The sequence below is a fragment of the Schleiferilactobacillus harbinensis genome, from assembly GCF_008694105.1.
In the GTDB taxonomy this organism is placed as follows: Bacteria; Bacillota; Bacilli; order Lactobacillales; family Lactobacillaceae; genus Schleiferilactobacillus; species Schleiferilactobacillus harbinensis.
In genome coordinates this window covers 161,318-174,719 of the sequence record NZ_CP041364.1, presented here as the reverse complement: position 1 = coordinate 174,719, position 13,402 = coordinate 161,318, and the positions used below count along the sequence as shown (strand labels likewise).

At 53.2% G+C, this 13,402-nt stretch carries 10 protein-coding genes and 1 tRNA gene; 6 read left to right on the top strand and 5 right to left on the bottom strand.

All coding sequences use genetic code 11. The features are described from left to right. The first annotated feature begins 119 nt into the window (after positions 1-119). From ald to FMM01_RS00945, 3 genes are all read left to right on the top strand, one after another. Positions 120-1,229: an alanine dehydrogenase gene (gene ald / locus FMM01_RS00955; RefSeq protein ID WP_150391444.1), complete on the top strand. Its 1,110-nt coding sequence runs from the start codon at positions 120-122 to the stop codon at positions 1,227-1,229. A gap of 88 nt (positions 1,230-1,317) precedes the next feature. Next, positions 1,318-1,770 (top strand): flavodoxin, encoded by a 453-nt coding sequence (locus FMM01_RS00950; RefSeq protein WP_027827605.1) that lies wholly within the window; start codon positions 1,318-1,320, stop codon positions 1,768-1,770. Positions 1,771-1,785: 15 nt separating this feature from the next. Further along, on the top strand, positions 1,786-2,253 hold the full coding sequence (locus FMM01_RS00945) for a GtrA family protein (RefSeq protein WP_150391443.1): 468 nt from the start codon (positions 1,786-1,788) through the stop codon (positions 2,251-2,253). Positions 2,254-2,284: 31 nt separating this feature from the next. On the opposite strand, the gene wecB is transcribed toward FMM01_RS00945, so the two are convergent. Both wecB and FMM01_RS00935 read right to left on the bottom strand, forming a co-directional pair. After that, positions 2,285-3,427: a non-hydrolyzing UDP-N-acetylglucosamine 2-epimerase gene (wecB, locus tag FMM01_RS00940; RefSeq protein ID WP_146994033.1), complete on the bottom strand. Its 1,143-nt coding sequence runs from the start codon at positions 3,425-3,427 to the stop codon at positions 2,285-2,287. 147 nt (positions 3,428-3,574) lie between these two features. Continuing rightward, positions 3,575-4,213, bottom strand: a complete 639-nt coding sequence (locus tag FMM01_RS00935; RefSeq protein WP_063515374.1) for a TetR/AcrR family transcriptional regulator — start codon at positions 4,211-4,213, stop codon at positions 3,575-3,577. Between the two features lie 262 nt (positions 4,214-4,475). Between FMM01_RS00935 and FMM01_RS00930 the strand changes: the two genes are divergently transcribed. Further along, positions 4,476-5,711: an aminopeptidase gene (locus FMM01_RS00930; RefSeq protein WP_150391442.1), complete on the top strand. Its 1,236-nt coding sequence runs from the start codon at positions 4,476-4,478 to the stop codon at positions 5,709-5,711. Positions 5,712-5,771: 60 nt separating this feature from the next. On the opposite strand, the gene FMM01_RS00925 is transcribed toward FMM01_RS00930, so the two are convergent. Continuing rightward, entirely contained in the window at positions 5,772-7,424 is a 1,653-nt protein-coding gene (locus FMM01_RS00925; protein ID WP_150391441.1) for an APC family permease, read from the bottom strand. Between the two features lie 455 nt (positions 7,425-7,879). Between FMM01_RS00925 and FMM01_RS00915 the strand changes: the two genes are divergently transcribed. Then, positions 7,880-9,235 (top strand): replication-associated recombination protein A, encoded by a 1,356-nt coding sequence (locus FMM01_RS00915; protein ID WP_150391440.1) that lies wholly within the window; start codon positions 7,880-7,882, stop codon positions 9,233-9,235. 70 nt (positions 9,236-9,305) lie between these two features. Then, positions 9,306-9,378: transfer RNA gene (locus FMM01_RS00910), tRNA-Val, on the top strand. A gap of 84 nt (positions 9,379-9,462) precedes the next feature. Here the strand turns inward: FMM01_RS00910 and FMM01_RS00905 are convergent. Further along, on the bottom strand, positions 9,463-11,448 hold the full coding sequence (locus FMM01_RS00905; protein ID WP_150391439.1) for a hypothetical protein: 1,986 nt from the start codon (positions 11,446-11,448) through the stop codon (positions 9,463-9,465). Further along, positions 11,405-13,342 (bottom strand): hypothetical protein, encoded by a 1,938-nt coding sequence (locus FMM01_RS00900; protein WP_150391438.1) that lies wholly within the window; start codon positions 13,340-13,342, stop codon positions 11,405-11,407. Before FMM01_RS00900 ends, FMM01_RS00905 begins: the two co-directional genes overlap by 44 nt. Positions 13,343-13,402: the final 60 nt, after the last annotated feature.

Below are 13,402 nucleotides of genomic sequence, written 5' to 3'. Positions count from 1 at the left end.
TCAGGATAGCACAATCAGCTAAAAAAATCGTGAAAACTGCCTAGGCCGGTCCATCACTATTTTTGCTTTTGAAAAACGCTTACGGTATAGTTGATAGGTGAGAGATTGGAGTGCTTAATATGAGAATAGGAATTCCCAAAGAAACCAAGAATAATGAAAATCGAGTCGCGCTGCCCCCTGAGGGCGTGCATGAATTGATCCACGACGGTCAGACCGTCTGTGTCGAACGCGGTGCCGGGGTTGGCTCCGGTATCCAGGATGCCGCCTACCAAGAAGCCGGCGCCACGCTGGGGTCGGCAGATGACGCCTGGGCCAGCGATATGGTAATGAAGGTCAAGGAGCCTACCCCCGCGGAGTACCACTACCTGCGGCCCGGCCTGCTGCTGTTCACCTACCTGCATTTGGCCGCCAACAAGCCGTTGACCGAGGCGCTGCTTAAAGCCAAGGTCAACGCGGTGGCGTACGAGAACGTGCAAAAAGAGGACGGCTCCCTGCCGCTGCTCTCGCCAATGAGTGAGATCGCCGGCAGTCTGGCCGCTCAAATCGGCACTGAATATTTGGAGAAAAACCACGGCGGCAAAGGTATCCTGCTGGCCGGCGTCCCCGGTGTCCGCAAGGGCCGGGTCGTCGTCATCGGCGGCGGGGTCTCCGGGACTAACGCGGCCCGGGTCGCCCTGGGCTTAGGCGCTCGGGTCACGATCCTCGACGTGAACGTGGAGCGGCTCAAGGAAATCGACGACCAATTCAATGGTCGGGTCCAAACGCTGCTGTCCAACACCAGCAACATCGCCAATGCCTTGAAGACCGCCGACGTCGCTATCGGGGCCGTCTTGCTGCCGGGGCACCGGGCACCGACCTTGGTCAGCCGCCAGATGGTCCGCGACATGCCGGACGGCTCTGTGATCGTCGATATTGCCATTGATCAGGGCGGCATCTTCGAAACCGGCAGCCGGGTCACCATTCATGACGATCCCACTTATGTCCAAGAAGGGGTCATTCATTATGCCGTGGCCAACATGCCCGGGGCTGTACCGCAAACGGCCACCTACGCCTTGAGCAACGCCACCATCGGCTACGCCCGCCAGCTGGCCAGCACCCCGCTGGTTGAACTGTTGCAGACAAACCAGGACCTTTACCGGGGTACGGCCACTTATCAAGGGCACATGACCCTGGGAGCCGCCGCCGCTGATCTGGATATTCCTTTCACACCATTGAACAAGTTGCTCTAAATCCAAATTGCTTTCCCCCTGGCCTTTGTTATAATCTATCCATATATCTATCCTTGCCTGACGCAAGGTAATCGGAGGAATTTAACTCATGGCCAGTGCCAAAATTGTGTATGCTTCTATGACCGGTAACGACGAAGAAATCGCCGACATTTTGGAAGAAGCGTTTGAAAACCTAGACGTCGACGTGGATGTATCTGAAATCTCCCAGACCGACGCCGCTGAATTCGAAGACTACGACATCGATATCATTGTCACCTACACGTATGGTGACGGCGAACTGCCCGATGAAGCGGTGGATTTCTTTGAAGATCTTCAAGAGGAAGACCTAAACGGCAAGATCTTTGGCTGTGCCGGCTCCGGCGACACTTTTTACGATGACTTTGCCAAGTCCGTGGACGACTTCGCCGACGCCTTTAAAAAAACCGGCGCCGTTGAGGGCGCTCCGGTGGTCAAAATCGATTTAGCCCCCGAAGAAGACGATATTACGGCGCTGCAAGCCTTTGCCAAACAACTGTTGGCAACGTACAACGCGCAAAACTAAAAGCAGGTGATCCCCGTGCCCAATTGGCGTGCGTTGATGCATAAGTATCGACATTTCCTACGGTACATGGTGTATGGCTTCATGGCTTCGGTCGTGAACATCCTGGTGTATTTCGTGTTCACTCATGTGTGGCACATTCCGTACGTGATCGGCAACAACGTCGCCTGGATCATCAGCAATACCGTCTCCTTTGCTCTCACCAAGTCCCTGGTGTTCCATAGCCGCTATGAAGACTGGCTGGTCGTCGGCAGTGAAATTGTGTCGTTCTTCGGCTTCCGCCTGCTGTCCCTCGTTGCGGACAACGTGATCATGATCGTTGGTATTTCATTCCTGGGGATTCCCAGCATGTGGGCCAAGATCATTGACCAAGTATTAGTCGGCCTGTTCAATTACGCCACCTCCCGCTGGACCTTTTTGCGGCAAAATCATTTTGCTGTCAAACGGCTGCGGAAACGGCAGGCAAACAAAAAGCGCATCGATTAAATTCGGTGCGCTTTTTGCGTAGCGTTACTGATTACTCAAATTCAGCCGGCCGTTCTTTCCGTTCGCCAAAGGAATACAGAATCGCGTCCAGGATCCGCTCAGTGGCGTGCCCGTCACCATACGGATTCTTGGCGTCGGCCATCCGCTGATATTCGGCCGGGTCATCCAGCAGCTGACGCATGGCCTGTTCCACCTTATCAGTCTGCGTGCCGACCAGCTTCAGCGTACCCGCGGCCACCCCTTCCGGCCGTTCGGTGGTGTCCCGCAAGACCAGGACTGGTTTACCCAAAGACGGGGCCTCTTCCTGGACACCGCCGGAATCGCTCATGATGAAATAGCTGCGGGCGGCGAGATTATGGAAGTCCACCACGTCCAACGGATCGATCAAATGGATCCGAGGATCGTCGCCGAGAATATCATGGGCGGTTTTTTGGACCACCGGGCTCAAATGCACGGGGTACACGATCTCGACGTTATCGTAGCTGTCGATCACCCGGCGCATCACCTTGAAGACCCGGCGCATGGGTTCGCCCTGGTTCTCCCGCCGATGCATCGTCACCAGGATCATCCGCTTCTTAGGATCCACCAGATCCAGCACCGCGTGGTGATAATCGTCATGGACCGTATAATGCAGCGCATCGATGGCGGTATTGCCGGTGATGAAAATGTGCTCCGCGGGATGATTCTCCTTCAATAGATTATCCCGGCTGGTCGTGGTCGGCGCAAAATACAAGTCGGCCAAAACATCCGTCAGCTGGCGGTTCATTTCTTCTGGGAACGGGGAATACTTATTCCACGTCCGCAAACCAGCCTCTACGTGGCCCACTTTGACCTGCTGATAATAGGCTGAAATGGCCGCCGCAAAGGTGGTGGTCGTATCACCGTGGACCAGCAGGATGTCCGGCTTTTCCTTGACGATGATCGCCCCCAGGTTTTCTAACACCCGGGTCGTGATATCCGCCAGCGTCTGGTTCTGGTGCATGATGTGCAGGTCGTAATCCGGGACGATCTTGAAGATGTCCAATACCTGCTGGAGCATCTCCCGGTGCTGACCGGTGACCACGGTGACCGTATCAAAATCTGCGGTGCGTTTCTTCAGCGCCAGCACGACCGGCGCCATTTTGATGGCTTCCGGCCGGGTGCCGAACACCGTCATTACTTTTACTTTTGCCAAATCCACAAACCTCCGATAACGTTACTCTTGATTTCTTCTCCATTATACAGCAGTTGCGGCCAGCGCCAAGGTATAGCAAAACGCCGTACCAGCCAAGTGATACCTAGCTGGTACGGCGCTTTGATCTCCCAAGTGTCCCCAAAAAGATTAGCGAATGTTGATCTGCGGCCGGACCCGCGTGTCGCTGGTCCGGGTCAAAGTCTGATGCACCGGGGTCTTATCGTTGCTGTGGAACCGATCATTGGCGATAAAATCATTGATCTGGGCCGTCAGGATCTGGACCATCTGATCCTGAGAAATATCCAAGTAGCCGGCCGAAACCAAGGCGGATAAACCGGTGGAAATAATCCAGTTACCGGTAATGATGTCTTTTTTACGGCGTTCCGACAGTTGCTGGATCTCCGGATACATCTGCAGCCGCTCCATGCCCAATTCATAGCAGAATCGCCGCATGGCTTCGTGGCCGAAATGATCCTCGATATAAATGGCCCGGTACAGCTGCTTGTCATTCTTGGCCAAATCTATATAAGATAACGCCAAGTCGATCAGCGGATCGCCGGTATAATGCCGGTTAAACACGTCGGACCGCAGGTAATCCTGGATCTTGTCGATCACTGCCCGCTTCAAATCATCCATGCAGCTGAACTCCAGGTACAGCGGTTGGGTCGAACAACCCATTGCCTTGGCAATGTTCCGGGCCGTAAAACTCTTGAATCCCTCACTCACGACAAGGTCGTAGGCACTGGTGAGGATCATCTCGCGAGTTATTGTCTTCTTACGTGCCATGGTGCGCCTCCTTACTCAATACCACGTTATTTTTCACACGTTGCATACACGTCCGAGGTGAACGGAAAAGCCGACTTATAAAATTCGGTCTGTTGTTGCAATTTCCTCCACCGTTATATTATCACATTGTGCACAATTAACAAACGTTTTTTAACTATTCTTTTTCGCGAAAAATTCTGGCCGTTCTGTTAACCAGCCGCCATCCCACGGCTGTGTTATACTGAGTGACACAAATCTGTTATTTTAGAAATGAGGAATTTGTATGTCCCATAGTTTTTCTGAACAGCTTTCCCGCTATGCAGACCTCATTGTCCAGTACGGTGTCCAGATCAAGGCGGGCGACACCGTTTTGCTGGGAATCAGTACCGACCAGACGGTGCTGGCGGAGAAAATCGTCGCTGCGGCCTACGCCGCTGGGGCGGCGGAAGTCCTGGTGGAATGGCACGACGACGCCATTACCCGCCAGCGCCTGCTGCACGAAACAACGGAACGGCTGGTCGCTGTCCCCCGCCACCAATCGGCCAAGGTCCGTTATTGGCTGCAGCACAAGGCCAAACGGATCTCGGTCGTTTCCCAGGATCCCAATGCCCTGCACGGGGTGGATTCAGAGAAGGCCGCCAAATACCAGCAGGCTCTGGGTGCGGTCAATCGGCCGTGGCGGGATGCGGTGCAAAATAATGATATTTCCTGGACCGTCGTGGCCGCGGCCAGCCCCGCTTGGGCCCAAGTTGTCTTCCCTGATCTCAGCGCTGCTGCCGCGACACAGAAACTCTGGAAAGCGATTTTCACAACGGTCCGCTTGACTGAAGATGATTACCAGAGCGCCTGGGACCGGCACATTGCCGATCTCACAGCCCGCGCCCAGTGGCTGAATCAGCAGCAATTCACCGCGCTGCACTACACCTCACCGCGTACCGACCTAACCATCGGCCTGCCGGCCCACCACGTCTGGGAGGCAGCCACGGCGCAAAACCCCGAGGGCGACAACTTCGTTCCGAACATGCCCACCGAGGAAGTCTTCACCGCCCCCGACCGGACCCGCATTGATGGCCGGGTAACGGCCACCAAACCGCTGGTTTACGGCGGCCAGACCATCAGCGGGATGTGGTTCGAGTTCAAGGCCGGCCGAGTCGTCCAGGCCCATGCCGATCAAGGCGACACCGTGCTCCAGCAGCTGCTGGCAACGGATGCCGGCGCTCGCTCTCTGGGCGAAGTTGCGCTGGTGCCGGACCCCTCGCCCATTTCGCGATCCGGCATTATTTTCTATAGTACGCTGTTTGACGAAAATGCCTCGGACCATCTGGCGCTGGGCGCGGCCTATCCCTTCTCCGTTGCCGGCGGCACCGCCATGACCGACGACCAATTGCAGGCTGCCGGCCTCAACCGCAGTTTAGTCCACGTGGACTTCATGGTCGGCAGTGCCGATATGGATATCGACGGCATCAAGGCCGACGGGACGCGGATTCCCGTATTCCGTAACGGTGATTGGGCCAAATAATCGGGCAATTAAATAACACCGGCCAGCTGATTTTCGGCCGCCGGTGTTATTTAATTCCTGCTATTCAGCAATTATCTGCTTGCGCCCGTTGGCGGTCACTTTCAATCCCCACCAGGCCACAGCGATGTCCACCAGCACGGTGATGACGATCCGCCAAATCCCGAAGCTGGCCGGGACGATTTCTTGATAAATCCCGTAACTGAAGATGGCCACGCCGCCGACCACCAGAATGACGGTGGCCAGATACCACATCGGCCGGCCAAACGCCAAACCGTGCTGCCGCTGACGCTTGGCGATCCAAGGCATCAGGACGCCTAGAAGGACCATCCCCAGGGTCACCAGGATGTTCAGGATCAGCGACCAGGTATACAGCCGCGTGCCCGGTTTCGCGTCCACCGGTTGGAAGGCCATGATGGCGAAGAACAGCGTGATGGCAAACATCCACAGGCCAACGATGAAGCCGACCTTGTCGTTTTTCAAATACGTATAACTCGGCGTCGGATACCGGTCAGAATGCAGCCGGACCATCATGAACGCCCAGAACAGGAAGCAGGTGGAGAATGGTGAGACGATCCCGTTCAGGTTGAGCAGCCAGTTGAAGATGTCGTTGATTTGAGGCAGAAAGCCGGCCACAACCATGATGATGCCGCACAGGATCGTCGTCATCCAGTAACCGTTGATCGGCAGGCCGGCATCGTTGACTTTCGTCAGCTGCGTGGGCATATATTTTTTGGCCATATCCCCCAGAAAGACCCGGGTGGACGCGTCCAGAATCACCGCCAGCTGAGCCAGCATGTAAATACATTGGACGCCGGCAAACAGATAGAGCAGGATGTTGCCCAGCCCGAACTGGCGGCCAATCGCTTGGAAGGCATAGTAGGACCCGTTCATCTTCAAGTCATTGGGCAGATGGTGGGCATTGAAATACACCCCCAGGGAGAACGTCCCCAGCAGGGTCATGAACATAGTCATCACGGCGATCATCTTCAAGGCCTTGGGAAAATCCCGGCTGGGGTGCTTCATGTCCGCCGTATACGGCGCCGCCAGCTCCGACCCGTTCATAGCAAAGATGAACAGGGCGAAGGTAGCGAGAAATTGCAGATTGAAGTGTTTCGGTAAAAATGCGCCAAAGTTGAACGGCTGGGTCTTGATCGGATTACCCGCCGTCAACCCGGCAATGGTCATGAACACGAAAAGCACGGTCATGATGAACATCGCCCCGCCGCCGACCACCGACATGATCTCCAGCGACTTGTTCTTAAAGCGGCTTTGGAACCAAATGAAGAGCACGAATACCACTGCCGTGAGCAGGCCGAACCAGGCATTGGTCATGTGGGACTGAATATCCCCGTCCCCATTGACCATCCAGCCAAAGGACACGACCACGGAATTGGCCACATCCACCACGTAGGGCAGGCCGGTGATCCAGTAGAACCAGGCGGCGAAGTAGCCGATCAGGTCCCCATTGGTTTCCCGCACCCAGCTGGTAATCCCGCCAGCGTCGGCGCTGAACGTCGAGCCCAGATGCGCTACAATTAAGGAATAAGGAATCACGTAGAGAAAGGTCATCAGCACCCAGCTGGTGACGGCCACGAGACCTTGATTCTGAAAGTTATAAATAATATCGTCGAAACCAATAACGGTCACAAAATCCATTAACGCGACGACGATCCACGGAATATAGTGGGACCTCGCCTTGGCTGTATCAGGCATTGCAATTACCTCCGGGTATGTGTTGTTCAGTGACGGACGGCAATGGCAGTGCCCGGCGGTTTGTTGCGAAACGGCATTTTATGCACGCATGTTTTCCTCCCGGGAATTTATTCTTATTGATTTTAAGGGATTAAGGGTGTTATTTCAAAGCTATTTTCAGAAAAGTGGCGTAGAAACAGTTCTGTGCTTCCGCACCCGTACCAATGCTGCGCAATCTCCGGCAGAATTGGGCTGGCGACGCGCAGCAAGTGCGAAGCCGAAGGCGTAGCTAGCTGTGACGGCGGTTTGAGCCAGCAAAGACCGCTGTCTCAAACACGCCTAACCACATCGACGGCAAAGCTGCCGTGTGGTTTCCACAGCTGAGCCCATTCTGCCTCCGATTGCTCCGCATTGGCACTCGACACGCCGAAAAATTCAGGATGCATCTCAATTTTGATTAGAAAGGAGCCACTCCCATGTCATCCTTATTCGATTCCATCAATGAAGCCCGTGAACCGCTGGCGGCGCGGATGCGGCCGCGAACTTTGGCGGATTTTGTTGGTCAGGATCAGCTGGTGGGTAAAAACGGGCCGTTGCGGGACATGATCGATCATGACGATGTGCCTTCCCTGATTTTCTGGGGACCACCGGGAACGGGTAAAACGACATTGGCCGAAATCATTGCCGAACAGACCAAGGCGCACTTCATTCATTTCAGTGCGGTGACCAGCGGCATCAAGGAAATCCGGCAGGTGATGAAAACGGCCGAGGAAGACCGGCAATACGGCGACCGGACGATCGTTTTTGTAGACGAAATCCACCGCTTCAACAAAGCCCAGCAGGACGCTTTTTTGCCCTACGTTGAAAAAGGCAGCATTATTCTCATCGGCGCCACGACCGAGAACCCGTCCTTCGAAATCAATTCCGCCCTGCTCTCCCGAGCGAAAGTCTTTGTCCTCCACCCCCTCACCACAGATGATATCGCGACGATCATCCAGCGCGCCGCCACCAGTCCGGCGGGGCTGGGCAAGCAGCATGTACACATTAGTAAGGATGCACTGCAGATCATGGCGGAGTTTGCCAACGGCGATGCCCGGGTGGCATTGAACACGCTGGAGATGGCGGTGCTGAACAGTCCCCGGAATAAAGCGGGGGTTACTTTAACCAAGGAGACACTCGTCCCGTTATTGGGCAAGAAATCCCTGCTTTACGATAAAACAGGCGAAGAACACTACAACATCATTTCTGCACTGCATAAGTCCATGCGCAATAGCGACCCCGACGCCGCGATTTACTGGCTGGCGCGGATGCTGGAGGGCGGTGAGGACCCATTATACGTTGCCCGCCGGCTGGTGCGGTTTGCCAGTGAAGACGTGGGCCTGGCCGATTCCCGGGCGCTGGAGATTGCCGTCGCGGCCTACCAGGCGGCCCACTTCATCGGCATGCCGGAGTGTACGGTGAACTTGACGCAATGCGTGATCTATTTGAGTCTGGCGCCGAAGTCCAACGCGGCTTACACGGCCTATGATGCCGCGAAGAAAGACGCTCTGGCCACTACCGCTGAGCCGGTACCGCTGCAGATCCGCAATGCACCGACCAAGCTGATGGCGGACCTGCATTATGGAGAGAACTACCAGTATGCACACAATACGAAGGATAAGCTGACCACCATGCAGACGATGCCGGATAATCTGGTGGGTCACGAGTACTACCACCCGACGGATCAGGGGTCGGAGGCCAAGTTTGCGGCGCGGCTGGCGCAGATCAAATCGTGGCATGCAGCGCATGATCCGAAAAGTGGCCCTGAAGATGGGAAAAAGCCGGCGGAGTAAGGTGAAATTTTGTCCCACTGGGTTGCAATTTCACTGATGAGTTGTATAGTAGTTATTGTTATTGGTTTTTGGAGGCTTAGCTCAGCTGGGAGAGCATTTGCACCACATGCAAGGGGTCGCAGGTTCGAGCCCTGTAGCCTCCATAATGTCCCACAAAACGATATAAAAACACCGTTGATTTTCCCACTGATCAACGGTGTTTTTATATACAACTGGGGTGTCACTGGTTAGTTCAACGTCGAATCCGGTGTCGTCAGCGTATACGTAATCGTCGCCTTATATTGCGTATCCTGCACCACGCCGGTGCCAGTCGGCACTTGCAGCTTGGCCTCTGGATAATAGCGGATCAAATCCGCCGCCTGGGCATCGGGTTCGGTCAACCGATCCAGTGTATAGCATACCGTCGGCGTGTCATTCGCCGTTACATACGCCGCCTGGTGGTTATAGTAGTTCCAAAAGTCATTGGGTGCCGGGTTGCCGGCCGGGAAAACGGTGCGGTCGGTGGGGTTGTGATAGCCATCCGGCTTGCCCTCGACCGGACCGGTCTTGGTAACTGATGGACCGCCCCAATGAATCCTAAAGTCATTCCGGTCCTGGGCCCCAATGGCCACGAACGGCGACATGGCCGCAGTGAGCGTCCAGGAATGCGGCGTTTTGCCAATGCTCTGGTCGTTATCCCGCACTTGAAAGTACGATTCCTCCAGACTTTCTGCCGGTAACGCATAGATCGCCCCATTGCTTCCCGGGGCCGGCTGTTTCTTGAAGTCCAGATTGGGCACATGATGCAGGTTCACAGCCTTGAGGTCGTCAAAAGTGAGGCCGTTGGAAATCGCCAAGGCCTGGGTATCACTCATCAGCATATCTTGGAACGGCTCATCCCGAGGAATGTCAGTCGCCTTGGTTACCTCATATTCATAAGTATAACTAAACGGCTTATCCACTGCCCGATTAAAGGTGAGCTGGTAAGTGTCAAAGTAGTCTGTAATCGCCGACAATTGATTGGGCTGCACGGTTACTGGGACTGCCTTCACCGTCATCCCAGTCGGCGCCGCAACCCGTACATTGGTCGATTTAGTTCCCTTTACCTTAGGAATGTACAACATCAGATTTTGGGGATATTTGCCCACCCCTTTACCGTTGGGGTCTACCGTCGCTGCAATTGAAAATTTGGTCTCTTTGCCATCCATGAAATGAATCGTTGGATCGCCGGTCTCGACGAAGGACTTCTTCATCGTGTACCACATTTCATCCGGGGTATCATTATTTAGGAGGACAAAATAGTAATCTTCTGCTGTGCCGGCAACCGTAGTCGGTATGGTAATATCGGCGGAAGTCTCAATTGCTTGCGTTCTCTGCACCTTGACCTTTCCTCGGAAGAATGTACTTTTTGGTGCCTTTTGCGGCGGCATCTGATAATACATTTTGGCTTTTTTATCCTTGTCGACTGAGAATTGTCCTGGCTTGTTGGGATCCCCCTGGGGATTGTCATCTGCCCAATTGGCCGCTATGCTGTGCGTTGTGCCTGGGGCATTGAATGACGATGACACCACATCCTGCTGGGCCAGTGTTGATGAAATTTGGCCAGTTAATTTGTTTTCTGTGTAATCACCAAGTGGATCCCGCCAAGTCCCGACATTCGTGTCCCGTTTCTGCGGTGCCTTAACTTCACTGCGGTTCAGCCAGATATAACGCGGGGTGGACAGGTCAATTGTTGGCGTGAGCGGCTGACGTAACTGGACTGTTGCATCAGCCAATGGCAAACCGTTCAAAGTACCTTCGTAGTGCCATACTTCTCCATCTAATGGTCGCGTCATTACGTCCTTTCCTTGACTATTCGTTTGCACATTAACACCCTTGGGGTTAGTCACCTTCACTGCTAAACCGCTATGCTGATCGACATATATTTGTTTTGGCCCCGCCTCATCGCTAACCGGTACTGGGGCCGAACTCGGATTGTCATAGTCATAGTAAGTGAATACATTGGCATAGCGCGATGGCGCAATCACTCCGGCCTTTTTTTCATTGGGTTTGGGCAATAAGTCATCCATAAACCCCTTTAAATCACCAATCGGATAAATCGGTACTTCTTCTGAGGCCGAATTATTCACCAAAATACCGTCTCGGCCAGGATCCGGCGTCGCCGTGCGCCGGGAAAAACCCGGGGTAATCTTACCCGTTGGAATGCAGTGTGTCACTGCTCCCGTTGTTTTCATGATAATGCCGGTCGTAAGGCACAATGGCGCCAGTCCATGAGGAGAAGTTTGAATAGACCTTGTACTTAGTGCCGCCATTCTCGACAAATTTCTGATCAATAACAGCGTAATCCATGGGTGTGATCCCTGGCTGCAACTGACCACGCAATCTTGGATTTTTATCAAGCTTTTCCCTTGGCATCCCCTCATTAACCGAATATGGATCTACTAACTGAGACGAATCGTACATCGTAATTTCGATTGGTGCCCGATCGGGATTGTCCTTGGCCAAACTGCCAGTTCCCATGCCATGGTTGAATTCACCATCTGCATAGGGTGCTGCCGGTAAGCGACCTTGGGTGAAGGCTGCTTTGACTGGATCGGTACTGCCCTTGTATTTACTTATGTCAAACGAAAAATTAATTCTGGCGCGTCCACGAAACGGCGCCTTCATGAAGTTTTTCGATATTGCACTTAAGATTGGGTCAATGGCTTGCGAGCGAAGAAAATTCTTCAATAAATCCCAAAAATCTTTTGACACGGTCATCTTACGATCTTCAGCAGGTCTTGCCGTATTGAGCAAAGACGCAGTTCTTCCTAAATCTCCAAGGCTGTATATTGGACTGGATGTGAACCAGCCAATCACGTTTTTCATAATTCCTGGAATGACTGGAATTGTGATTTTATCAACCATCTCAGTCAACATACCCTTAAAGGGATCCCAAATTGCAGTGTTTTTCTCTGTACTAGTGAAAAAAGACGGTTGTTTGAACTGATTCCAATTAATCAAGGCTGAATCATTCAATGTGGTTGGCCGCTGATCGCCATTAATCTTGTCTAGTGTGTAAGCATTATTTCCTTTAATGTTCCGGTTGTGCAAATAGTCCAAGTGGTCGGCATTGCTTCGAGGCAAATACATTTGTGCACGATTACCAGACTCTTCTTTGAAACCGTATGGAATTCCCTTCACTTTTAAGAAAAAAACGTGTGAATCCGTTGGATCAAGATACACGTGATGATCGAACTGGAGCGGAAAATTCAGGTCGGAAATCTGCGTGCCGAAAATTTGGACAGAATCAACCGTTAAATAATAATACGACTTGCCCCAATCAATAGCTGCTGCTAACGATCGTGCATCAATTCCATCAGCCACTTTGATTCTGACCATAACGCCCCAATTACCCGCTAACATACCGTCAACAGCACTCTCTGACTCCGCAATCTGAGCAGCAATCGGCACGTTCCCTGTAGCCTGAATAAACCCATTATCAAACGTCGCACCGTCGGCTAATCGAAATTTATTGTTAGTCGCGGCGCTGCGTTTCATTTTAGACTGAACCTGCGTCGGATTAAAAATACTACCGCTTTGAGATTGAGATAATGGGGTCCCGCCTTTGCCTGATCCAGAGAAATTAGCCGCGTCAAGAGGATTTTCTACGTTGACTAAGTCATTGCGATCCACATAGTTTAAAGAAAAGAAGGGTTCCCCATACTTCAAATCAATCGGCCCGTTGCTACTTGGGTCTTTAAAAGAAATGTAGGCGATGGAGCCCAATGCTTGGTTGTTCCATCGTGCGGTATTTTCTTTAGGATCTTCTGGTGATAACGGCATACCTTGATTATTCCAAGAATAGCCCTGTTTCACAAACGATCCCTCATCCGCCGTCCGTTCCCGCTGCTGGATATACGTCTTCTTGCCGTCCTTATCCCAAACCTGTCGCGGAATGGAATACATATTCCACGCCTTGCCATTCGCATCCAACAATTTGTTATTCGTCGTGGCGGTATTATCCAGCACATCCCCAATCGTCGCCGCCTGCACTCCACCGCTCGGCCCAACCAACGATATCCCCATCATCACCAGCAACGCTGACCGCAGCCACCATCGCCGCCAATTGCCATTCTGTCTTTCCATTTCGCGTACGCCTCCTGGTCTCGTTCCCCCCGAATATCACCCTGCAGGCTGAGTCAAAGA